The sequence below is a fragment of the Mesorhizobium sp. P2_A12 genome, assembly GCF_056405075.1.
This window is the reverse complement of record NZ_JBFUCU010000018.1, coordinates 44,143-65,574: the sequence shown is the minus strand read 5'-3', so window position 1 is coordinate 65,574 and position 21,432 is coordinate 44,143. Positions and strand designations below refer to the sequence as shown.

Here is a 21,432-nt window from a genome sequence, read left to right as displayed (position 1 = left end):
CGGAGCACTTGGGTTTGCGCTACCGCTTTAGGCGGCTGTATTCCTCGCCTATTGGACGCCATGACTTTCAACTGGGTTTGTCCGACTATCCCTCGGGACGCAGGCGGCGGGTCGCCTCGGTCGGGAAGGTACACGCATGCTTTCGGTGAAACGCGCACTCCTGATGAGCGTGGGCGAACGCTACGTGCTGCTCGTGACGAATTTTGCCACAGCAGCTTTTATTTCCCGGATATTGACGCCCAAGGAGATCGGGGTGTCGGTGATCGCCATGGCCATCATGGCGATGGCCCTGTCCCTAAGGGAGTTCTCCAGTGCGAGCTTTCTCATCCAGCGCGAGGAACTCAGCCGTGAAGATATCCGCGGCGCCTCCACGGTAATGTTCATCCTCACCGGGGTCATCGCCGTCGCTCTCGTCGTCGTTTCCCCTCTCCTGGCCTCGTTCTACAGCGAGCCGACCCTCATCCCCTACTTCAGGGTTGTCGCGGCCTGTCTCTTTCTCGATACCTCTCTAACGCTGATAACCGCTCTGCTGCGGAGGGAAATGTCCTTCGGCAAGGTTGCGGCCATCGACATAGTGGCAGCGGTGACGAATTCCGCGGCCACGATCATTCTGGCATTGGCGGGCTTCAGCTACATGAGTTTCGTCTGGGCGTGGTTGATCGGCAGCGGTCTTGCCGCAGGCCTCGCCTTCGCCCTATGGCCCCATTTCTGGATGTTCAAACCGTCCCTCGCCAACTGGCGAGGAATGGTTTTGTTCGGCGGATACAACGGCGCCATCGCCATTCTTTTCCGCATCTTTGACGCGCTGCCCCTACTCCTGCTCGGCCGCTTCATATCGCCGAATGCTGCAGCCTTGTTCAGCAGGACGCTCTGGATCGGGCAGATACCCGACAAGCTGGTTATCGGAGGCGCCATGGCGGTCGTGCTGCCCGCCTTCTCGGCCGAGGTCAGGCAAGGCAGGGATTTGAAACGTCCCTATCTATCCGCCCTTTCCCTCATCACCGCGCTCCACTGGCCGGCGCTCCTCGTGCTGTCGGTTTTGGCGTACCCGACCGTGAACATCGTGCTGGGTCACCAGTGGACCGAAGTCGCGCCGCTCGTGCAAATCGTCGCAATCGCGTTGCTCTTCTCCTTCAGTTTCGAACTCAATTACCCCGTAATGGTTGCGATGGGAGCGATCCGCGACTTGTTCATCCGCGCGCTGATCGCCTTCCCAATTTCGGGCATTCTCCTCTCCGCAGCCATTGTCTTCGGCGGATTGCAGGCAGCCGCCTGGTGTATGCTAGTGACCGTTCCCTTCCAGGCATATATTGCCCTGAGCTTCGTCCGGCGCAGCCTCGGACTTGGACGCTTGGAGATCGCCGCAGCGCTAGGCAAAAGTGCGGTCGTTGCCTTCGCGAGCGCGGTGCCTCCCCTCGCAGCCGTGGGGCTTTCCGGTTCCGGCTTCGAGCTCTCCAATATGGAAGCCATTGCGGCGGGCCTGTTGGCGTTCGGGGGATGGTCAGCTGGATTGATCATCACCCGGCATCCCCTGCTCGATGAGATCATCAAGATTTTCCCGGGACTCCGGCGGGCACGGGTTTCGGTAGGTTGATACCGAAACTTATCCGAGATCCCGCGCCATCAACTCGCGGCAAGTCGACGGGAGGACTGCTCAGATGGAGGGCCCCGGAAGCTGTCCAATGAGCCTCGAAATTCTGATCCGATACGCTCTCCTGCGCAATCTGTTGACCTTGTAGGTTAACCCCAGATACGCAGGAGGAATATTCAGGCCGAGTTCCCCGCAGTTGCAAGATATGCGGCCGAGTATAGACCGTTCCTGGCTGTCGATGCGATGTGCCACCGCCGGCAGGAACTTCTCCGGCCCCGTATAGTGGCGGATCAACGCCCGATCCCAATAGCTGGTCTGGAATGCCGACTTCTGCACGTTGAATTCCACGGGAAGCGTCTCCCATGCACCTTGGGCGGCGATGTTGAAGGCGCATTGGTCGATATGGGTGCATGAGCCGTCCCAATAGGGACAGAAGTACGCGTGCGACTTTAGAGCGGAAGAGAACCGTTCGGGAATTCCCGACCCAATCCATCGAGACACATTGATGGCCATAAAGCCGGAATTGAAGTAACGCCGTTCGAGGCCATGCTTGTCGCAATTCTCAAAGAATGCGCGGTTGTCGAGACCTGTGCAGATGGAAAGGTCGGGCACGGCCGCGAGAGGTCGCGTTGTCGGGGCGGCAGCTGCCAGATCAAGAGGCCGCACGGCCAGCGTATCATTGTCGAGATAACAGACGACATCGTGATCGCCCGAAACGGCAGCGATCGCTGCGGCTTTTTCAAAGGCAGTCGATGTTATGTGGCCATGACCGGGCAAGCCCCGGTCGACCGTCGGAAGGCTGTGGGTCGCCAGCCGATGACCCTTCGCCTGGAGGATCCTGAACACCGTCGGCGGGGGGGCCGAGCTGAACCCCGATTGGACGATGTGGATGTCTATCCCTCGTGCATGATTTAATCCCAACGCCACCGCGCTGGCATAAGTCAGGTCATCACGCTTGCCGTCGGTCAGGTAAACGACCCCGATGCGCTTTTCGGTCATGCGTTATCCTCTACGCGGTCGGCATCCGATCCGAGGCTGAACCAGCGTGATGGCAGCCACATGGCCAGTCACATCGTTTCTCAATGCCGGCTCCAGGCCTCCGCCAGGCGCGTACGGATGTGGCCTAGCGGATTGGGCATATGGGCCAGATAGTCTACAGGCGGAATGTAGGCCAAGCTTGGCGAGAGCTGAGCCGCAAATTTAAGCAGATCAAGGCCAGCTGCTCGCTCACCGCGCGCGATGTGTGAAAGGCCGGACCAGTATGCGCGCTTTCCGAGATTTCGGTAAACGCCCCTGCGCAACCGTTCCACCCCGGGCACGGAGGCTGCCTCGTGCGAGAAAAAACTATCGAAGGTGAGTTTCTTCTCGATCATGTCCCGCTTGAAGTCCTGCCAGAATATGGCGGATAGATTTGCGCCGTGCACCCGCCGTATTCCGTGAATCGCCTTTGTTAGCGCTGCTCTGCGGCCCAATGAGAGCCGCAAGAACATTTCCAAGTCCTCGCTGAACGATATCTCCGGCCTGAAATGGCCAACCCGTTTGAGGTCGGCGGTTCTCATCACCGCTGCGCCGCCTCCAAACAACACTTTGCTCGGAAGCGACCGCTCCAGGGCGAACGATTCCATGGACAGAAATCGCCAGTCATGTGCGTCTGAATTCTCCACTGCCGGGAAGGGCCGGTCCTCATGCCAAACCAGTTCGCCTCCACACGCAAAGGACACATCGGGTTCTCGCTCAAGAACCGACAGGGCACGGTTAAAACAACCCTCGACGAGCAGATCGTCGGCACAAAGTATCACAAAATACTTCGAGATGGCCCAATCGATGCCCTCATTGCAGGATGCGTGCAACCCGAGATTTTTTTCCCGTGCGATAACCGTTATCCGCCTGTCACGGCTTGCCAGTTCATTTGCAACATCGACACTGTCGTCGGTTGACGCATTGTCAACGATCAGAATCCTGATGTCTTCTACTTGCTGGCGCACGATGCTCTGGACGGACTGAGGCAAGTAGCGCCCGTAGCAGTAATTTGGAATCACAACGTCAATTAGTGGCATTGATCAACCTTTGCGAATTTGTTGGACGTGGGAGCATCTGCTCATCTGTTTCACCAAGACGGCGATCCGATCTTTGGTGTCGTTATTACGGATTCTTGCGTCGCACATGCCCGCACTCAGCTTCAAGACAAGATCGGGCGCGACACGGCATGGGCGAAAACTTGTGTTCGAAGAAGAACCTCCTGGTCCAAAAGTTGTTGCCGATATCGCGAAACCGTTTCGCGAACTTCCTGCGCTCGCAATTCCCGCTCGGCAAGGAGTGCGTCCAGCCGCGACTCCAGCCATTCGACGCTGAAGGTTTCGACGCTGGTGCAAAAGGCCGATAGACCGGTGTCGGCAGCAAGTGCGTCGTGCTTTTCGAGGTATCCGAGAGATATGACAGGGAGCCCGACCCGCAGGGCGCAAACAACATTGTGAAATCGGGTGGCGACCACGACGTCAGTAGTCTGCATTTGCGCCATAACGTCGTGAAGCGATGCAGACCGACTGAAAACGACCCGGGCCAAATCCGCGTCGGAAAGCCGGCCGCGGAGTCGCTCGATGAGATCGACCACTGCAACCTCGTCATTGTCCTGGCCCAGGATAAGTCGAATGTCGAAGCCTCGTGTCACAGTGCGTGCGACAAACTCCGCGAGGTTGGTAATGTACGTGTCATAGATCGAGTCATCTCCACCCGTGCGACCGCGGTAGTTCATCACGCCCACGCCAACAACAGTGGTCTTAGAGACCTCACGCTCCACGGTCAGGATTGGTAGTCCGAAAGCAAGATCGGGAAAAACCCGGTCGTTCGCAACATCAACTCCGAGGCTCCCGACGAATTCGCGTGAAATCCTATCGCGAAACGAACGATATGACGCGCAGCGGGCAGTCCAGGCGAAGAACACGCGACTCAGGGGGTGGTAGGCGGGCCCGGCGCCGATGCTCGCAAATGCGACGACACAGCCCCTTAGCCGCGCCATCAGGAACCACTTAAGGAAAACGTAGGGCATTCCAAACGGAGTGTCGCCAAAATCATCGAACGCGCCAGTTCCGGGCAGTATGACAGCATCAAAGCCACGAAGTTTGAGGAAGGCGCGGATCGGTCCCCACATCTTGTAAGGCATTCGACCGAGCATGCGGTTCGCCAAGTCGAGCCAACGCGACTTGATAGCTGGCCGCGTCAATCTGATGGTCTCCACGCCGAAGGCCTTCTCGACGGATTCGGGCCATGTGCAAATCACGGAAAGCTCGGCCTCGGGGCAAATCCGCCTGAGCGTGTCGATCATTGCCTCGAGTGAGCCGTCATTGCCGAAGTTGCCGACGCCAAACTGCCCTATCAAGCCAATCCGAATTCGCTTGGTGCTTGGCACTGCATGCGCGTGGTCGTAGCCATTGATCCATTGATGCGATCGGAGCTGAGGCTCAAGCACGGTTTCAGTTTGCGTTTTTTGGGACTGCATAAGAACCCGTAGCTTTCAAGTGAGTGAGTGCGTGAGTGCAGTGCACTATAGAACCACCGGTCCGTTTCTTCGCCTCAACCTATGGGCTGAAGAACACCTCTTTTTGGGTGTGTCAGCGCCTGCGGGTGGCCGGGCGTCCGGCAATCGAAGCCTTGTCCGGCGGCGCATCTTATGAGGCTGATCTGCGCCGAAAAGCCGGTTGACCCGACCCGCTGCGGGATACCATCGCCGCAAAAATCCGTCAGCTGTGCGAGCGCATGCAAGGTAACGGGCTAGCCGGGCATTTCAGCCAATGGGCTTTGTTGCCTGCAGTTTGCGCAAACTTGCACGTCTGGCTGCGTCGGCGACCAGCAAATCCCTCCATTGCTGGAGAAACCGATCCTTGGTTGCAGCTGACGCCGTGTTGCGCAGAGAGCGGCTTGTTTCCGCCTTCTCCGCAGGGCTTCGGGAAAGCGCTTTTCGCATCGCGTCTGCGATCGCCGCCGGATCGTTCGGCGGCACCTGCAAGCATTGGCCTCCCACCGCCTCCACGAGCGCACTGTCCGCGGACACTATCGGCAGCAATCCCATGTAGGCCGCCTCCAGTGCCGGCATCCCGAAACCCTCGAGAAGGCTCGGCAGCACGAATGCCTCGGCGTTTGCATAGAGCCAGCGCAGCTGTGCATCGGGCACGTAGCCCATGAGCCTTACTCCGGCGATGGATCCCGCCAGTTCCGCGGTCTCTGCATGACCATCGCCACGCGACCCACACAAGACGTATTCTATTCCCTCACGATGGAACCCACCGTCCCGATACGCCTTCAGGGCGGCGATCTGGTTCTTGCGGGTTTCGAACGCGCCCACGGTAAGAAAATACCGACTGCTCAAGCCGGAGATTGCTTCCGCAGGGCCGTCAAACAGTTCGGTGCGCAGATACAGCGGGATTGTCGTCAGGAACCGGAAACCAGAGCCAAAAAGAGACTCGAATTGCTTGGCAGAGAAATTGCTGACGAAGACGACCCCGGGCTTGATGCGCCGGATCTTCTCGTAAGCGAGGTGGTAGTTGGCGCAAGTCCGTTCGCCGTAGAGGTCTTTGTGCGTCAGCGGACCGACATCGTGGCACAGGACGATATCATTCTCGGTCAGGTGTGACCTCAGGACGTAGAGCGGATCCAAAAACAGCCGGAAGCCACGCTCTTCGACCCCGTCACGGATCAGGAGAAACTCGCTGTCGCGGAGCCAGTTGATTTCCAGCATCATCAGCCGGGCGACTATCTTGCGGACAAGACCCTCGGGAGCGAAGGAACCCAGCCGCCAGTAGCGGACTTTGGCCCGGCCCGGGACAAATTCCCCGGTGAGGTCCTTGGCAATGTGGTAGGCGCCGGTCCTGTTCAGGATCGACAGGGAGTTGTCGAAAAGCAGCATGTTGGCGGATGCCCGCCTGCTCGCGGCGCGTAGGTCGTGCGGGTCGGGCCGCTCGTTCATCGTGCTCTCCTGGAGATCAATCCTTGTACTGGCTGCCGGTCAACTGCCGTACTCCCCGAAATCGGCGTCGACCTGGACCATCAGTTCGAGGTATTTCCACGCTATCCACCGCCAGGAATAACTGCTCGCCCTCGCGTGCCCCTTGCTAACCAGCCGCTGCCGCAAGTCAGGGGCAAGCATCAGCAGGCGGATGGCTTCGGCCCATGACTGGACGTCGTCGGGATCGGCATAGAGGGCCGAATCCCCGCAGATTTCGGGAAGACACGGCGAGGTCGAGGCAACGACCGGGCAGCCCGAAGCCATCGCCTCGACAGCGGGCAGCCCGAAGCCCTCGATCCGTGACGGGAACAGGAAGCACAGGGCGCCTTCGAGCGCCTTCTTGAAGTCGTCATCGCCTATGCGGCCAGGGAGGACGATGTTTCCGGGCATTTCCGGGACGTACCTCAGGACCGTGGTCTCGTCGACATCGCCTGGCATCCAGAGGTCGAGACCCATCCCGTCGAGGAGTGGGGCTAGCCTGGCGAGAAGCCCCATGTTCTTGTATTCCTGGTCCCGCCTGCCAAGGCAAAGGACATACGGCCTGCCCCGGTCGACGACCAGAGACGATCTCGCTGCATCCCATCTCTTCGCATGGTCGCTGCCGTTGTAGGTGACGACGATGTTTTGCTGTGGCGCGATCCCGAAATCGACCAGATGGCTGCGCGAGAGTTGCGAGACCGTGGTGATGCGGGCGGCCCGCCTGCCGAGTGCCGGCAGGATCAGGCGGTGCGCCCACCGGAACCCCCGCGCGTAGCTCGACGGCATGAGCCTGGTGTGCATGTCGTGGATGCACGCGATCTGGCGCCTCAGCACGACCGGAGCGAGGTTGCAGAAGCTCAGCAATCCTCCGGGCACATGCCAGGGCAACTGCGCCTGCACCCAGAATTGGGGAAGTCGCGGCCTGTTGAATTCGGGAACGACACGCACGGAGATGGCATCGAGGTGGAGAGGTTCGGAAAGCGGGCGCGGCACCACGAGATCGATTTCCAGGTCGCGACCGAGGGGATGCCCTTCCGAAATGAGGGCGTCGAGAGCCAAGGTGACCTCGCGGGCGTAACGGGCCACTCCAGTCGGCCGAAGCGTCGTGAAGTCTCCGTTTATCGTCCAGCGTCGTCTCGGCGCTTCAGGGTCGACGCACACCCCAGCCGAATGCCCGATCAGGAATTCGGCGCCGTCGGCAGCAGATCTGGCCAGGGCTGTGTCGGCTCGGTGTCCATTCACCCGTCTGGCCCGTCTTGGTGGCGGCGACTCCGTCGTGTCGAACTCGAGTTTGCCCATGTCCCCCTTCCCCGGTCCTTCCCGCACCTTGGGCCAGACTAGCATCCCCGGGGGCACCAAGGCCCTCAAACGTTTGAGGTAGGCACGCTGTCCGACCTCGCCTATCCGGATGATTGCCGCTTAGCCGGATGACCCGATGGCCATGGTGACCTGGCGTCTTTGCGGCTCCACATTGAAGGTTGCAAAGGGGGACGACATGGCGCGGCGTTGGACCATCAATGGGCGTTTTCTTTCCCAGCCGACAACAGGTGTCCAGCGTTATGCGCGCGAGGTCGTCAACTCTCTCGACGCCTTGATCGCGGAACAGGAGCCGCTCGCCCGCGGCCTAGAACTCAGTCTGCACTGTCCGCCCGGGTCCGGGGACATCCCCCTGGCTTTCATCGAACGTCGCGAGATCGGCCGCACGAGCGGGCATGTCTGGGAGCAGGTGCAGCTCCCCTCATCCCTCGATGGCGGCGGATTGCTCAGCCTCTGCAACACCGGGCCGCTGCTTTCCCGCAAGCATATCGTCTGCATCCATGATGCAAATGTCTGGAACGCCCCGCAGAGCTACTCCCTTGCCTTCAAGCTTCTCTACAGGAACCTGTTGCCCGGCCTCGGCAAGACGGCGTGCGGAATTTCGACCGTTTCCAACTACTCCCTGGATGAACTGGTTCGCCGCGGCGTCTTCCCGGCAGAACGGGCTTTCGTCGCGCCGAACGGCCATGAGCATGCCTTGCGATGGAAGCCTGAACACTCGGCACAGACACGGCTGGCGGCCTCGCGGGAAACCGTTGTCCTGATCGGCAGTGCCGCACCCCACAAGAATGTGGATCTCCTCCTGAACATGGCTGGTCGTCTTGGCGAGGCCGGACTCAGAATAGCGATCGTCGGCATGTCGGATTCGCGGGTCTTCAGGTCAGGGACGGCCAGGACCGAAGCTCGAAACATCCACTGGCTCGGCCGCGTTTCCGATGGCGAATTGGCGGCCCTGCTCAGGGACTCGCTATGCCTGGCTTTCCCCTCGCTCACGGAGGGCTTCGGACTCCCGGCCCTCGAGGCGATGGCCGTCGGCTGCCCCGTGGTGGTTTCCGACCGCGCCAGCCTGCCTGAAGTCTGCGGCGGCGCAGCCCTGTTTGCACCGCCCGACGACCCGAACGCATGGTTCGACAGGTTCGCGCAGCTTCGCGGTTCCCAGGCCTTGCGACTGCAGATGATAGGCAAGGGAAGGGCGAGAGCCTCGGCATACAGCTGGAGGGCGACGGCCTTGCGTTATCTCAAGGCGATGGCGGCCGCGGACGGCGTCGATGCGGAAGCAAAGATCGTCAGGGCTCGCGAATTCACATGATCTCGTGAAGTGCCTGGACGGCCCCGAGTGATTCCAGGATCGCGCGGTCGAAGTTCTCCTCGGAGAAACGTCCGGCATTCTTGGCGCAAGCGCGGGGCGTGATGGCATAGCTGCTCTCTTCGAACCGTTCGACGGCCTCCTTGAGGTGCTCGACGGTCTGAGCCTTGAAAAGGACCCCTGTCGGCTCGGGGGATGATCCCAGGCGCTGTACGATGTCGACGGCCCCGCCGCGGCCGAAGGCCACCAACGGCGTCCCACAGGCCTGCGCCTCGGCCAGCGCTATGCCGAAATCCTCGCAGCCCGCAAATACCATCGCCTTCGCCCGCGCCAGGGTGTCCACATAGTCTTTCCGGGGCAGGTAACCCGAGAAGGTGATGTTGGGACCGGCAAGCGCCCGCAAGCTGGCTGATTGCTGCCCTTCGCCAACGATGACCAGTCGCCGCGACGGCATCTCGTTGAAGGCCCGGATGACGAGGTCGGTGCGCTTGTAAGGGGCGAGGAAGGACGCCGAGACATAGAAGTCGTCCTTGTCCTCCACACAGGGCAGTTCTCCCAGCGAGACCGGCGGGAAAACGACGCGTGCCTCGCGCCCGTAAATATGCTGGATTCGGGAGCGGACATAATTCGAATTCGCCAGCATCAGGTCCGGACCGTGCGCGGTTCTCGTGTCCCACGTCCTCAGGCGATGGAGCATGTACCGATAGAGCATCCCCTTGGGCCCGAAGCCAAGGCGCCCTTGCTGAAGATAGGAAAACTGTTCGTCCCAGGCGTAGCGGACGGGGCTGTGCACATAGCACAGATGCGGCTGGTCCGGCCTGGTGATCACGCCGCGCGAAAATGCGGCCGAAGACGAGATCACGGCATCGTAGCCTGTCACGTCGAACTGTTCGATCAGGAAGGGACAAAAGAAGAAGAGGGATCGATAGAATTTCTGAACCATCGGGATCCGGTTGGCCGCGGAGGTATGGAATTCCACGTCACGGAAATATTGCTCCTTCACCTCGGGCGGCAGGAAATCGAAAAGCGTGAAGACTTCAGCATTGGGGAACTGCTTGCAGATTTGCGCCAGAACCCGTTCCCCTCCCCGGAAATTCGGACACCAGTCATGAACGACCGCTATCTTCGCATACCTGTCGACGGCAGGCCCCGGCGCGGCCGGGAACTCCTCGATGGGCACATCGACCTTGGCCGCGACCGCCAAATCGGAAGAGCGTTCGTGGAGCATGGTTCCCCCTAGCCTCGTCAGGCCAGCAGTCTCCATTCCATCTTGTTGCCCCGGCAAGTTGTACGATCGGTTACAGACTGTTCCGGACGCATGCCTATCTAATACTTATGGCTGTGGGTCGTTTACCGAGATACTCCGAAAGCCTGTCTCCGGGGGTAGGCCAAGCTCGTTCCGTCACCTTTTATGCAGGCTGTTTCGGCCCCCTCGCCGGTCTAGGTTCGGCGGGAACCGAAACTGGATCGAGCATGAGACTAGCAGTGATCATCCCGACCCTTGGCCGCCGCGGACAGGTCGCGCGCCTGCTTCGGTATTTGGGTGACCAGACGAGACTTCCCGACGAGGTCATCGTGTCGGCGCCCGACGCCACGCATGTCGAACTGCCGGAAGATTGTCCTTTCCCCTTGTCGCTCGTTTTCGGACCGATGGGATCGTCTGCCCAGCGGAACACGGCTCTCGTACCTTCCCTGGCGCGCTTCGACATCATCACATTCTTCGACGACGATTTCGTTCCGTCCACCGAATACCTGGCGCAGGTCGAGAAAGCTTTCGTGGAAAATGACGGATGGGCGGTGGTGATGGGCATGGTCGTCAGGGACGGCGCCACGAATGCCGGCCTCACCTGGGAAGATGCCGAAGCCGCCTTGCGGGAAACCCGGGGCAAAAAACATGATGGACCACCGGTGGTCGACCATGTCGGTGCGTACGGATGCAACATGTCCTTCCGGTCCTCGTTTGTGGGAGATTTGCGCTTCGACGAGCGCCTGGTCTTGTACGGCTGGCAGGAAGACATCGACTTCACCAGCCAGTTGAGATCCAAAGGCCGCGTGGTCTGCGTCACTGCAATCACAGGCGTCCACCTCGGTATCAAGTCAGGCCGGGTCAGCGGAAAGCGGTTCGGCTATTCCCAGGTTGCGAATGCGATCTACCTGATCAGGAAGGGCTCCGTTCCGGCCTCTTTCGCGCTTCCCCTGATGTTCAGGAATATTGCGGCCAACCTCGCAAAGAGCCTGCGGCCCGAGCCGTATATCGATCGCAGGGGCAGGCTCAGGGGCAATATGCTGGCGATCCTGCACATCGCCATGGGACGAATCGAACCCGAATACATCCTGAAAATCTGACGGCGGGAAAGACAATGCGGAAATGGCTTTTGACGGTGGCGGCGGTTTCATTGGCGGCAGCAGCTGCCTGCCCCTTGCCGACGATGGCTGCCGAGTATCTCCTCGGACCCCAGGACAAGGTCAGGCTCAAGGTTTACGAATGGCGCGCATCACGCGACGTGATCTTTGAATGGACGGCTCTCAACGACAGCTTCGTTGTCGGTGCCGACGGCACGCTCTTCCTTCCATTTGTCGGCCAGATACGGGCGCAAGGCACCGCCCCCGGCGACCTCGCCCGCGCGATCGGCGACCGCCTGATGCAGCAGATGGGACTCGGCCGCCAGCCGGATGTCGCCGTCGAGATTGTCCAGTACAGGCCGTTCTACATCGTCGGCTACGTCACGCAGCCCGGCGAGTTTCCCTTCAGACCCGGACTGACGGTCTTGCAGGCGATGGGAATCGCCGGCGGCCTGCGAACACGCGAGGAGGACATGTCGAGGCTCGAGCGTGAAGTCATCGCGGGCCAGGGCGACGTGGGTCTGTTGGCGCTGAGCAACGTCAGTCTGCTCGCCCGCAAAGCGCGGCTGGAATCGGAACTGGCTGGCAGCGACGACATCGCCTTCCCTGCGCAACTGATGGACAGAGCTTCGAACGAGACGGTCGCGGTTGCGATGGAGCAGGAGCGCAAGATCTTCGCTGTCCGCAAGGACGCTATGGCGACGCAACTCCGTGCCCTCCGCGAACTCAAGGATTTCCTCGAAAAGGAACTGACCTCGCTCGGCCAGCAGATGGCCTTCCACGACCAACAGATCGAACTCATCCAGAAGGAGCTCGCGGGTGTTTCGGCCCTTGTCCAGAAGGGGTTGGCGGTTGCACCGCGGGAACTCTCTCTACAGGGAACGGTCGCACAGATGCAGAGCGACAGGTTGGTTGCCGAGACCTCGCTTTTGCGAGTCAGGCAGGAGATAAGCAAGACCGACATCGAGATCCTCAACCTCGGCAATAGCCAAGCCAGCGAAGTCGCCGCTTCCTTGCGCGAGACGCAGCTCCAGCTCAATGAAGTGACCAGCAAGGCCAACACCGCGGTGCAGTTGCTGCACGATACCGAGGTCACGGCACCTGCTCTGCTCGCCCTTAGAGAGCGCGGCGAAAGGGCCAAGCCGATCTTCAAGATCGTGAGGATGACGGACAGTGGCTCGCAAGAACTCACGGCTGAGGAAACCACGCCGATCGAGCCAGGCGATACCGTGAAGATCGATATCCCCCCGCCCCCATCCGGCTTGGCTGCCCTCCCTGCAGGCGGCAGCGTGCAGGCAGAGACGCTCCCGATTCAGGGCACCAACTGATCAAACTTGCATTGGTTCAGGGAGGTCCACGACTCGCCGCACCCATTGGCGTGGGCTTCGGAAGCTGAAATTGCCGCAGGAAGCCGCCCGGAAGCGCGAGAACACAAGGGCGCAAGAAAACAAGGGCGCAAGAAAACTGGGGGTGATGCTTACCCGGATCATCTGCGCAATACCCTGGCACTTGCCATGCACTTTGAGGCCGCATATCAGTGAGCACACGCTGACGAAACCTTCCCTGCCGCAGTGAGGCGATCAGTCCTGCGGGTATCACTGGAGATTTCGGTGCTCATGAGTGTCGTGGCTGTATCGGCGGGGGGCGTTCTGTTGGGACTGCGGTTCAAGGCTCCCGCCCTGATCGCGGCTACTGCGCTGCTTGTGATCGGAAGCTTTGCCTGGAATGGCCTTGGGTTGCCCGGCCATGTGACCGTCACCAAATTCCTGATCCTGGCATTCGTATTGGCTTGCGCCTACATCGTCGGCCTGTCGCTGTCCGTCCACTGGAAGCGGACGGAAGGGTGAGCGGTCGGGACTTCAGGCAGCCCTGTCGAAGCGCATCACTGCGAAAATCGTCCTGAACAAGATCACGATGTCGAGCCAGATCGACCAGTTCCGCACATACTGGCTGTCGAGCGCCACGCGGTTGGCGTAGTCCATGCTGCTTCTTCCGCTCACCTGCCAGAGACCGGTGAGTCCCGGCCTTGTCCGAAGGTATTCCCCTAGGTGGTCGCCGTAGCGTATGAGTTCGTCCTTTACGATGGGCCTTGGGCCCACGCAGCTCATGTCGCCACGGATGATGTTGAAGAGCTGGGGGAGTTCGTCGAGGCTCGACTTGCGCAGCATCCACCCAAGCAGCGTGACGCGGGGGTCGTTCCTGATCTTGTGGGTCTCTTCCCACTCCTTGCAGACATCAGGGTTGGCTTCGAGATATGCTTTCAGAACTTCTTCCGAATTGGCAACCATCGAGCGGAACTTATAGCAATCGAACGGCTTTCCGCCGAACCCGATACGGCTGTGCGAGAACACTGCCGGGCCTCCTGCCGTCATCCTGATCAGCAGGGCAACGACGATCATCACAGGCGCGGCCATGATAAGCGCCGTGCCCGCTATGACCAGATCCATGATCCGCTTCAGGAGACCTCCGATGGGAGGGTTCGTCGTTCCCGTCCTGATGGCGGGCGACAGGTCTGTCAATACTGCCCCGGCACTGTTGTGGTCGGGCGCAGGAACAACGTGCAGGACTGCCGTTCGGCTGTCAGCCGCCACGGGAAGAGGTGGCTGAACCCAGATCGGTGTTCCCTGGTGCGACTCGAAGGTGTTTGTTGACATGGGACGATTGCTGTTCGAATTGTTCCGGTCACTCTTCCAAGGTCGGGGCTTGTCGGCAAGAAAGGCAAAGGACGTAGCGTGACGCTCCAGGGCTACCCCCTAATCCCAAGGAATGATCCCCCTACACGCTTTTGCGACTTCCGAGGGAGGGATGTCTCGCCACCAGTTTCATGCGGGGCTTGGACTTCATCGCGCGGGCCTTCGTCAGGAGCACGCCCAGGATGGGCGTCCTGCTGGCCTGCAGCGTCCTGACGAGTTCCCGCAACGTTTGGACGTGTGTCTTGCCCCACTGGGCAACGACGACGACGCCATCCAGGACGGATCCGACAATCAGTTCGTCGGCTCCCGAGGCAAGCGTGGGCAGGTCCAGGATGACGATGTCGTAGGCGGCAAGTTCGTAGGCGGCAAGGTCGCGAGCGGTCAGATCCAGGAGGAACGCCTCCATGTTGCTTGGTGACAGCAGGTGCCTGGCGTCCACCACCGAACTTGGAAGCAAGTCGAACGGCCGCCCAGGAGCGCGGACGATGTTAAGCCGGACGGGGTCCTGGCACGGTTTGTCGAGGGTGCCCGACGGGCCGAGCAGCCGCGTGGTCAGTGTCGGTCGCCTGATGTCGGCGTCAATTACCAACGTCTTCAGGCCGGACATCGAATATAGCGTGGCAAGATTGCTGGCGACCGAACTCTTCGAACTGTCGTTGGATACAGCCGTCAGCCCAAGCAGCTTGATCGGGCGGCTGGTTTCCGCAAGGCTGATTTCGGTTCGCGCTTTCCTGAGACTGTGGCTGTATCGGGAGTGCGGATATCTTGCGACTTCGTCGAGGTGGCCGGATTCCCTTCTCCTGGTGGTGGGCGGCAGCTCTCCGACGCATTCGACACCCAAATTGTCCCGGATGAGTCGTGCTGACCTGATGGTCCAGTCGAACGTATGCCTCACAAACGAAAGTCCGATGCCGAAAATGAGCCCGGCAACCGCCGCGAAGGCCAGCATCAGCTTCGGCCTTGGAGTGCTCGGATAGAGCGGCGCCGTCGCAGCTGTGATCACCCTTGCGTCGGCGACCGGGTACGACTGTTGGCTTACCGAGTTGGTGTAGGCCTGCAGGAAGCTCTCGTACATCTTCTGGTAGGTTTCAGCAGTCACCTCGAGTTCTTCGAGCGTCGGCACAGCGTTCGCCCCACCTTCGTCCGTGGCTTCACTGCCGACGCTGTAATCGTGGCGTGACCGGAACTCTTGCGCCTTCGCCATGGCCTCGTTCATCTGGGTGCGCAGTTGTTTAAGGCGCATCTCGAGCCACGCGCCGCCTTCCCTTGCCGCGTCGGCCTTGGTTTCGATCTGCTCACGCACGAAGGCATCGGCCGTGGCGTTCGCAACCTTGGCTGCACCTTCGGCATCGAGAGAGGTGAAGGATATGTCTATCGCGTAGGAAACGCCGACTCTGCGCACGTCGAGGCCGTTGCGGAAAATCAACATGCTGCGCCGGGACTTCTGGTAATCGGTCAGCGTCACGGGTGTTTCAGGCACGCCTTGGCCGAAATGCTCGGCAAGCGACGTCAACGAGGCGCTTTTCCTGAGCCCGGAAGCATCGAGCAGGACTGATCCTATCTTCTTGAATCTCTCCCGCAAAGTCGGAGTCTGCGGACGGTTGAATTGGGGGTCGTCGACGAGTTTCAACTGGTCGAGGACCATCGCGGCGATCTTTTCCGACTGCATCACTGCTATCTGGCTTTCCACCTGGGCGGTGTCCAACGACAGATCTACTTCGCCACCCTCCTGCAAGTGTTGTGGCAATTTCGGCTCGATCAGAATCTGCGCGCTGGCGATGAACGTTGGGTCGGTGGTCGAATTGTAGAACCCGGCCACCAAGAGAGCCGCGGCAAGGCAGGCGATGATGGTTCCAACGTAGTGACGCAGAAATTCGGTTATGTCGGAGAGGCCAATAAACTCCTGGCCGACGGAAGCCTGCTGGTCCGCTGCCGGAGGCCATTGATTGGGAAACATACGGTTCATTCAAATTCTCCTGCAGGCGTGCGGGAAATCCTGCGCGCGCGCCGTCCCCATGCACGCCGTCCCCATGCAGGCGGTCCCCATGCAGGCGGTCGATGACATTCAGCCGATGTTTTCATTGAAAGCTGAGGCCCCTCGATCCCAGACTGCCGCGAAAAGATTACGCCTGCGTCAGGGAAGGTTAAACGTCGCCAATTGGCGTAGGGACCTACGCCCTATGGGAAGGGAGAATGCCCGGCAGCCCTGCTCTCGTCCTGTCGACAAAAGACAACTGCTTTTCCAGCAAGGCCTGCCGTCCGCGGCTGAGTGCCAGGTCGCGCGCGAGGGAATCGATCCGCGCGGATATGCGTTCGGGGCTCTCGCCATTTTCCATGGCCTCCAAAGCGAACGCGGCGCAGTCCGTCATCCTTTCCACGGACGGACGCAGTGCCGCGGATTCCCTTTCGATTTCCACTTGAATGAGCTCGAGAAGCCGAGCCAAGCGAGCGAACCGCCTTTCGTCGACATCCTCGCGGAACGGGTACATGAATGCGGTCAGCGGCATCTTGCAGCCCACCTTTCTCGTCAGCGCCCGAGCAGGACGCACCTTATAGAATACAAGACCCCATTGCCTGGACGAGACATCCTTTCGGCCATCGGCGGTCATGCTCCTATTGGATGAGGGGGTGCAAACCAGCGCGTTAGGGCTACTCGAATTCATGAAGGGGGCTGCGTCCGGCACCGTGCTAGGACTATTCGCCTGTAACTGCAGAGCGGAAACCGTGACCGTGACCATAGTCGGCCAAGCCAGGCCAAACACATTCGCCTTCGAAACCAGTGCCCTGGTCAAAGCCACTGGCTTCCGGGAATACGACGCGCGCTGGTGGTTCGGGCAGCCAGGCTCGGACAAAGAACCCGAACTCAATCTGATGGGCGTGCAGGCGATCGGCATGGGGCTCGGCACCCTGATCCGCCGAATGGGTGTTGGCCCGGACATCGTCACGGGCCATGATTTCCGCAGCTATTCCATGGCGATCAAGATGGCGCTGGTCTCCGGCCTGATGGCGGCCGGCGCGCGCGTCAAGGACATCGGCCTGGCACTTTCTCCCACGGCCTATTTCGCCCAGTTCGCGCTCGACGCTCCGTCGGTGGCCATGGTGACGGCCTCCCACAACGAGAACGGCTGGACCGGCGTGAAGATGGGAGCGCAAAGGCCGCTGACATTCGGGCCTGATGAGATGACCGCTTTGAAAGCGCTCGTGCTGGACGGCGATTTCGATCTCATAGGCGGGGGAAGCTATGAATTCGTGTCCGGATTTCGCGAGAGATACATCGAAGACCTGACTGCCGGAAGGAACCTCGGCCGAAAGCTGAAGGTGGTGGCGGCCTGCGGCAACGGAACCGCCGGCGCTTTTGCACCGCAGGTGCTGGAAGGCATCGGCTGCGAAGTCATCCCGCTGGACGTTGAGCTCGACCACACGTTTCCGCATTACAACCCCAATCCCGAAGACATGCAGATGCTGCACGCGATCCGGGACAAGGTTCTGGAGACGGGTGCCGATGTTGGGCTCGGCTTCGACGGCGACGGCGACCGCTGCGGCGTGGTCGACAACGAAGGCAACGAGATTTTCGCGGACAAGGTCGGCGTCATGCTGGCGCGAGACATCTCGGGCCTGCATCCGAAATCCGTCTTCGTCGTGGACGTCAAGTCGACGGGCCTTTTCATGACGGATCCCGTCCTCCTACAGAACGGTGCAAGGACGGATTATTGGAAGACCGGGCACTCCTACATCAAGAGGCGCGTTGCCGAACTCAATGCCATCGCTGGTTTCGAGAAGTCGGGGCATTTCTTCTTCAACCCGCCAATCGGACGCGGCTACGACGACGGGCTCCTCACGGCGATCGCCGTCTGCGAGATGCTCGACCGCAACCTTGGCAAGACACTCGCCGACCTTTACCGCGATCTGCCGCTGACCTTCGGCACCCCGACCATGTCGCCCCACTGCCCGGACGAGGTGAAATACGGCGTGGTCGCGAAAGTTGTCGGAGAATTCACGAAAATGAAGGGGGACGGGATCGAGTTCGCCGGCCAGCCGCTGGCCAATCTGGTCACCGTGAATGGGGTGCGTGTGGTTGCCCAGGACGGCACATGGGGGCTGGTCAGGGCTTCGTCGAACAAACCGGAGATCGTCGTCGTGGTGGAAAGCCCCGTCTCGTCGGAAAGACGTCGCGAGATGTTCGAGGCTCTCGATGCCGTGCTGCGCCGCAATCCAGAGGTCGGAGCCTACAACCAGACATTCTGATGGGAATTGGCTGAGAGGAATTGGAACCATGCCGGACCGGATCGTAAGCTTCGTCATGAGCGGGGGCGTCGGCTCACGGCTGTGGCCGCTTTCGCGCGAAGACAATCCCAAGCAATTCCATGACCTTTCGGGCGACGGCTCCATGCTTGCGAAGACTGTTCGACGCCTCAAGGCGCGGCCGGACGGTGAGACGCCTATCTACCTGATAGCGTCCGAACGGCATGCCGACCGCGTCATCTCGGACATTGCTCCGCTCGGCCTGAACGGCGGCAGACCGATCTTCGAGCCGGTCGGCCGCAATACCGCCGCCGCGGTCGCCATAGCCACCCTGCAAACGATCTCCGAACATGGCGCCGACGCGCTTGTGCTCGTGGTCCCGTCCGACCATCAGATATCGACCGAAGCGCAATTCTGGGAAACCGTCGAGGCGGGCGTGCCTGCCGCCGATGCAGGAAGTATCATCGTGTTCGGCATCAAGCCGACGCACCCCGAAACCGGATATGGCTACATCGAGGCCACGGCAAAGGGTGACCGAGTAGCCTCGGTTTCGCGTTTTGTTGAAAAGCCAGACGCCGAGACGGCACGCCAATACCTGGCTTCGGGACGATTCTACTGGAACGCCGGCATCTTCCTTTTCCGTGCCGACGCCATGCGGCAGGCGTTTCTCGATTTCCAGCCGGACATCTGGGAGACTGCGGAACGGGCCTACAAGACAGCGCGGACCGAGGTCTCGGGCCTGTACCTGCCACAGGGCTTCTACCTCGCTGTCCCCTCGACGTCGATCGACTACGCGATCATGGAGCATGCGGGCGACATCGCGATGGTCACGGCTTCCTTCCGCTGGAACGACCTTGGATCGTGGCAATCGCTGCTGGAAGCCACCCCGACCGACGTTGACGGCAACGTCGTCATGGGTGACATCGTCGCCATGGATTGCGGCAACTCCTACCTCAGAAGCCAGGGCAGGCTACTGACCGTCGTCGGAATGAAGGATGTAGCGATAGTGGCGACGCCGGACGCGGTGTTCGTCGCCCCCGTCAGCCACAGCCAGCACGTGAAAAAAGTCGTCGAACAGCTGGAGAAGAGCGGACGCCTCGAAACGAAATTCACCGCCTCGGAAGACCGGGTCATCATCAGCGGCTCATGGCGCAAGCGCGTCGAACACTGGCTCTTCGAAGAAACCCTGCCGCTGTGGTCCACTGCCGGTGTCGACGATGTATATGGCGGCTTCCACGAGGCGCTCGGCTTCGATGCCAGGCCATTGGGCAAGCCCAAGCGCATGCGGACGATGGCTCGCCAGATCTATGCGTTCGCGGTAGCCAAGGAACGTGGCTGGACTGGACCGGCAGACAAACTCATCGACCACGGTATCGACTTCATCGCCAAATACGGCCGCACCGACCGTGGCGGCTGGGTGCGCACTCTCAATGTCAACGGCAGCGTGGCTGACCCGACCGAGGACGCCTACGACCATTCCTGCGTGCTCCTGGCGCTGGCACATGCTCATCGGTGCGGCCATCAGGAGGCCCTGCGGCTTGCACAACAGACATTTCATTTCGTCGACACCTATCTCGAGGACGACAGTCTGACCGGGTTCCTTGAGAGCCCCGGCTCCAACGGGGCGCGGTTTTCGAACCCGCACATGCATATGCTGGAATCCTTTCTTGCCTGGCACAGTGTCACCGGCGACCGAGCCTATCTGCGTCGGGCGGCACGCGTCATCGATCTCTTCCGGTGCCATTTCTTCGACCAGGAAAGCTGGACGCTTGGGGAATATTTCGACGTCGACTGGCTGCCCTTGCCGGGAGACAAAGGACAGTGGACCGAACCAGGGCATCATTTCGAGTGGGCCTCGCTCCTTGTCGAGTTCGCGCGGGCGAGCGGGCAAAAGGACCTGGTCGCCTACGCCAGGAAGCTCTATTCGTCGGCGGTCGCCAGTGGATTGAACCGAGCCACAGGTCTGGCTTACGCAGCCGTATCGCGGCAGGGAATGCCTCTCGACCGGTTCTCCCGCAGCTGGCCGCAATGCGAAGCCGTCAAGGCAGCCGCAGCCCTTGACGGCATTGGCGGGCCTGATCTGAAACCCGAGATCGAAGCTCGTGTCGCCCGCCTGTTCAGATGGCATATCGATCCCGCACCGCTTGGCTTGTGGGTCGACAGGATCGACGAACGCGGAAGGTCAGTGGCGACGGAAGTCCCGGCAAGCATCTTCTACCATCTGGTGACGGCGTTGATGCAGTATCTGGACAAGACCGGCGGACAGGTCGAGCCTTTCCCGCTTCCAGCTTTGGATGTGGGCAAGACGGGTCTGAAGCAGATCCTCAGCCGCCGCTAATGCGCCGATCCTGGGATACGATGTTCGTGCCATTGTGGTCGTATGCGGCGAACCAAAGCGACGCCAATCCAAAGAGGCTACGAGCAGCTATGCTTTCTCCTGCGTCGGCCTGTAACCACGGTAGCCCAGAGGTGGTAGGGAGGTGGTAACTACGGCTAATTCGGTATCCCGTGCCTCTGTGTCGTGGCTGCAAACCGGGATAGTATGCTTACAGGATGCCTGAAAGAGAGGCATTGAGCGACCTCTTCCGATCTTGGAGTTGCGGCTAACTCGTCGAGGCGTTGTAATTTTGAGCCTATGAACCTTCATGTCCGAACGGTTGAGACGCAACTATGGCAAAAAAAAAAGCGCGTTCCAGGCCCAGCGGTGATCTTCTGAAACTGCTCGCCACCAGACCGAGAGCGGTGGCGCTTGCCGCGCTGCACGTGAGTGAATCCGTGCTGCTGGAACTCGAATCCTCCGAGGTGTTGTCCGCGGCAGAGATCAGGGGATTGCTGAAGGACGCGTCGACGACGTTACGAAATGCCGCCGAACAGGTCGACAATCGCAGCTGTCTCATTGCCAGCGAAATCGTCGACTCCATGCGCGAAAGTTTCAAAAGAAACAAAACCTAATCCTGCCGCC

The 21,432-nt window shown here is 60.5% G+C and carries 17 protein-coding genes; 8 read left to right on the top strand and 9 right to left on the bottom strand.

The features are described from left to right. Positions 1-136: 136 nt before the first annotated feature. Positions 137-1,594: an oligosaccharide flippase family protein gene (locus tag AC1DZU_RS28535; protein WP_477289929.1), complete on the top strand. Its 1,458-nt coding sequence runs from the start codon at positions 137-139 to the stop codon at positions 1,592-1,594. A 60-nt stretch (positions 1,595-1,654) separates the two neighbouring features. Here the strand turns inward: AC1DZU_RS28535 and AC1DZU_RS28530 are convergent, their stop codons facing one another. From AC1DZU_RS28530 to AC1DZU_RS28510, 5 genes are all read right to left on the bottom strand, one after another. After that, on the bottom strand, positions 1,655-2,590 hold the full coding sequence (locus AC1DZU_RS28530) for a glycosyltransferase family 8 protein (protein ID WP_477289928.1): 936 nt from the start codon (positions 2,588-2,590) through the stop codon (positions 1,655-1,657). Between the two features lie 80 nt (positions 2,591-2,670). After that, a complete protein-coding gene (locus AC1DZU_RS28525) occupies positions 2,671-3,648 on the bottom strand; it encodes a glycosyltransferase family 2 protein (RefSeq protein ID WP_477289927.1) in 978 nt (325 codons plus the stop codon). Positions 3,649-3,770: 122 nt separating this feature from the next. Next, the gene (locus AC1DZU_RS28520; protein WP_477289926.1) at positions 3,771-5,087 is read right to left on the bottom strand and encodes a polysaccharide pyruvyl transferase family protein; all 1,317 of its coding nucleotides are present in this window, start codon (positions 5,085-5,087) and stop codon (positions 3,771-3,773) included. 285 nt (positions 5,088-5,372) lie between these two features. Further along, entirely contained in the window at positions 5,373-6,551 is a 1,179-nt protein-coding gene (locus tag AC1DZU_RS28515; RefSeq protein WP_477289925.1) for a glycosyltransferase, read from the bottom strand. 39 nt (positions 6,552-6,590) lie between these two features. Beyond that, on the bottom strand, positions 6,591-7,868 hold the full coding sequence (locus tag AC1DZU_RS28510; RefSeq protein WP_477289924.1) for a glycosyltransferase family 4 protein: 1,278 nt from the start codon (positions 7,866-7,868) through the stop codon (positions 6,591-6,593). Between the two features lie 136 nt (positions 7,869-8,004). Between AC1DZU_RS28510 and AC1DZU_RS28505 the strand changes: the two genes are divergently transcribed. Next, the gene (locus AC1DZU_RS28505; RefSeq protein WP_477289923.1) at positions 8,005-9,195 is read left to right on the top strand and encodes a glycosyltransferase family 4 protein; all 1,191 of its coding nucleotides are present in this window, start codon (positions 8,005-8,007) and stop codon (positions 9,193-9,195) included. Here AC1DZU_RS28505 and AC1DZU_RS28500 read toward each other — a convergent pair. After that, positions 9,188-10,420, bottom strand: a complete 1,233-nt coding sequence (locus AC1DZU_RS28500) for a glycosyltransferase (protein WP_477289922.1) — start codon at positions 10,418-10,420, stop codon at positions 9,188-9,190. The genes AC1DZU_RS28505 and AC1DZU_RS28500 overlap by 8 nt on opposite strands. A gap of 245 nt (positions 10,421-10,665) precedes the next feature. Here AC1DZU_RS28500 and AC1DZU_RS28495 point away from each other — a divergent pair, with 245 nt between their 5' ends. The 3 genes from AC1DZU_RS28495 to AC1DZU_RS28485 all read left to right on the top strand — a co-directional run bounded on the left by AC1DZU_RS28495 (position 10,666) and on the right by AC1DZU_RS28485 (position 13,382). After that, entirely contained in the window at positions 10,666-11,538 is an 873-nt protein-coding gene (locus AC1DZU_RS28495) for a glycosyltransferase family 2 protein (protein WP_477289957.1), read from the top strand. Between the two features lie 14 nt (positions 11,539-11,552). Then, positions 11,553-12,863, top strand: coding sequence for a polysaccharide biosynthesis/export family protein (locus AC1DZU_RS28490; RefSeq protein ID WP_477289921.1), 1,311 nt, complete (start codon positions 11,553-11,555; stop codon positions 12,861-12,863). A 288-nt stretch (positions 12,864-13,151) separates the two neighbouring features. Next, positions 13,152-13,382: a hypothetical protein gene (locus tag AC1DZU_RS28485; RefSeq protein ID WP_095080619.1), complete on the top strand. Its 231-nt coding sequence runs from the start codon at positions 13,152-13,154 to the stop codon at positions 13,380-13,382. A gap of 12 nt (positions 13,383-13,394) precedes the next feature. Here AC1DZU_RS28485 and AC1DZU_RS28480 read toward each other — a convergent pair whose 3' ends face one another. The 3 genes from AC1DZU_RS28480 to AC1DZU_RS28470 form a co-directional block, all read right to left on the bottom strand. Then, on the bottom strand, positions 13,395-14,189 hold the full coding sequence (locus AC1DZU_RS28480; RefSeq protein ID WP_477289920.1) for a sugar transferase: 795 nt from the start codon (positions 14,187-14,189) through the stop codon (positions 13,395-13,397). A 121-nt stretch (positions 14,190-14,310) separates the two neighbouring features. Next, positions 14,311-16,194 carry a GumC family protein gene (locus AC1DZU_RS28475; protein WP_477289919.1) on the bottom strand — a complete coding sequence of 628 codons (1,884 nt, stop codon included), beginning with the start codon at positions 16,192-16,194 and terminating at the stop codon, positions 14,311-14,313. Between the two features lie 205 nt (positions 16,195-16,399). Beyond that, entirely contained in the window at positions 16,400-16,735 is a 336-nt protein-coding gene (locus AC1DZU_RS28470; RefSeq protein ID WP_477289918.1) for a hypothetical protein, read from the bottom strand. 217 nt (positions 16,736-16,952) lie between these two features. On the opposite strand from AC1DZU_RS28470, the gene AC1DZU_RS28465 reads away from it, so the two are divergent. From AC1DZU_RS28465 to AC1DZU_RS28455, 3 genes are all read left to right on the top strand, one after another. Further along, on the top strand, positions 16,953-18,473 hold the full coding sequence (locus AC1DZU_RS28465; protein WP_477289917.1) for a phosphomannomutase/phosphoglucomutase: 1,521 nt from the start codon (positions 16,953-16,955) through the stop codon (positions 18,471-18,473). Positions 18,474-18,501: 28 nt separating this feature from the next. After that, entirely contained in the window at positions 18,502-20,808 is a 2,307-nt protein-coding gene (locus AC1DZU_RS28460) for an AGE family epimerase/isomerase (RefSeq protein WP_477289916.1), read from the top strand. Between the two features lie 332 nt (positions 20,809-21,140). After that, entirely contained in the window at positions 21,141-21,422 is a 282-nt protein-coding gene (locus AC1DZU_RS28455) for a hypothetical protein (protein ID WP_184871726.1), read from the top strand. Positions 21,423-21,432 lie beyond the last annotated feature (10 nt).

Coding starts and splice junctions, on each gene's coding strand:
- AC1DZU_RS28475 (WP_477289919.1), bottom strand. CDS start 16,194: ATGAACCGTATGTTTCCCAATCAATGGCCTCCGGCAGCGGACCAGCAG.
- AC1DZU_RS28530 (WP_477289928.1), bottom strand. CDS start 2,590: ATGACCGAAAAGCGCATCGGGGTCGTTTACCTGACCGACGGCAAGCGT.
- AC1DZU_RS28455 (WP_184871726.1), top strand. CDS start 21,141: ATGGCAAAAAAAAAAGCGCGTTCCAGGCCCAGCGGTGATCTTCTGAAA.
- AC1DZU_RS28500 (WP_477289922.1), bottom strand. CDS start 10,420: ATGCTCCACGAACGCTCTTCCGATTTGGCGGTCGCGGCCAAGGTCGAT.
- AC1DZU_RS28515 (WP_477289925.1), bottom strand. CDS start 6,551: ATGAACGAGCGGCCCGACCCGCACGACCTACGCGCCGCGAGCAGGCGG.
- AC1DZU_RS28520 (WP_477289926.1), bottom strand. CDS start 5,087: ATGCAGTCCCAAAAAACGCAAACTGAAACCGTGCTTGAGCCTCAGCTC.
- AC1DZU_RS28460 (WP_477289916.1), top strand. CDS start 18,502: ATGCCGGACCGGATCGTAAGCTTCGTCATGAGCGGGGGCGTCGGCTCA.
- AC1DZU_RS28485 (WP_095080619.1), top strand. CDS start 13,152: ATGAGTGTCGTGGCTGTATCGGCGGGGGGCGTTCTGTTGGGACTGCGG.
- AC1DZU_RS28510 (WP_477289924.1), bottom strand. CDS start 7,868: ATGGGCAAACTCGAGTTCGACACGACGGAGTCGCCGCCACCAAGACGG.
- AC1DZU_RS28535 (WP_477289929.1), top strand. CDS start 137: ATGCTTTCGGTGAAACGCGCACTCCTGATGAGCGTGGGCGAACGCTAC.
- AC1DZU_RS28495 (WP_477289957.1), top strand. CDS start 10,666: ATGAGACTAGCAGTGATCATCCCGACCCTTGGCCGCCGCGGACAGGTC.
- AC1DZU_RS28470 (WP_477289918.1), bottom strand. CDS start 16,735: ATGCCGCTGACCGCATTCATGTACCCGTTCCGCGAGGATGTCGACGAA.
- AC1DZU_RS28490 (WP_477289921.1), top strand. CDS start 11,553: ATGCGGAAATGGCTTTTGACGGTGGCGGCGGTTTCATTGGCGGCAGCA.
- AC1DZU_RS28525 (WP_477289927.1), bottom strand. CDS start 3,648: ATGCCACTAATTGACGTTGTGATTCCAAATTACTGCTACGGGCGCTAC.
- AC1DZU_RS28480 (WP_477289920.1), bottom strand. CDS start 14,189: ATGTCAACAAACACCTTCGAGTCGCACCAGGGAACACCGATCTGGGTT.
- AC1DZU_RS28505 (WP_477289923.1), top strand. CDS start 8,005: ATGGCCATGGTGACCTGGCGTCTTTGCGGCTCCACATTGAAGGTTGCA.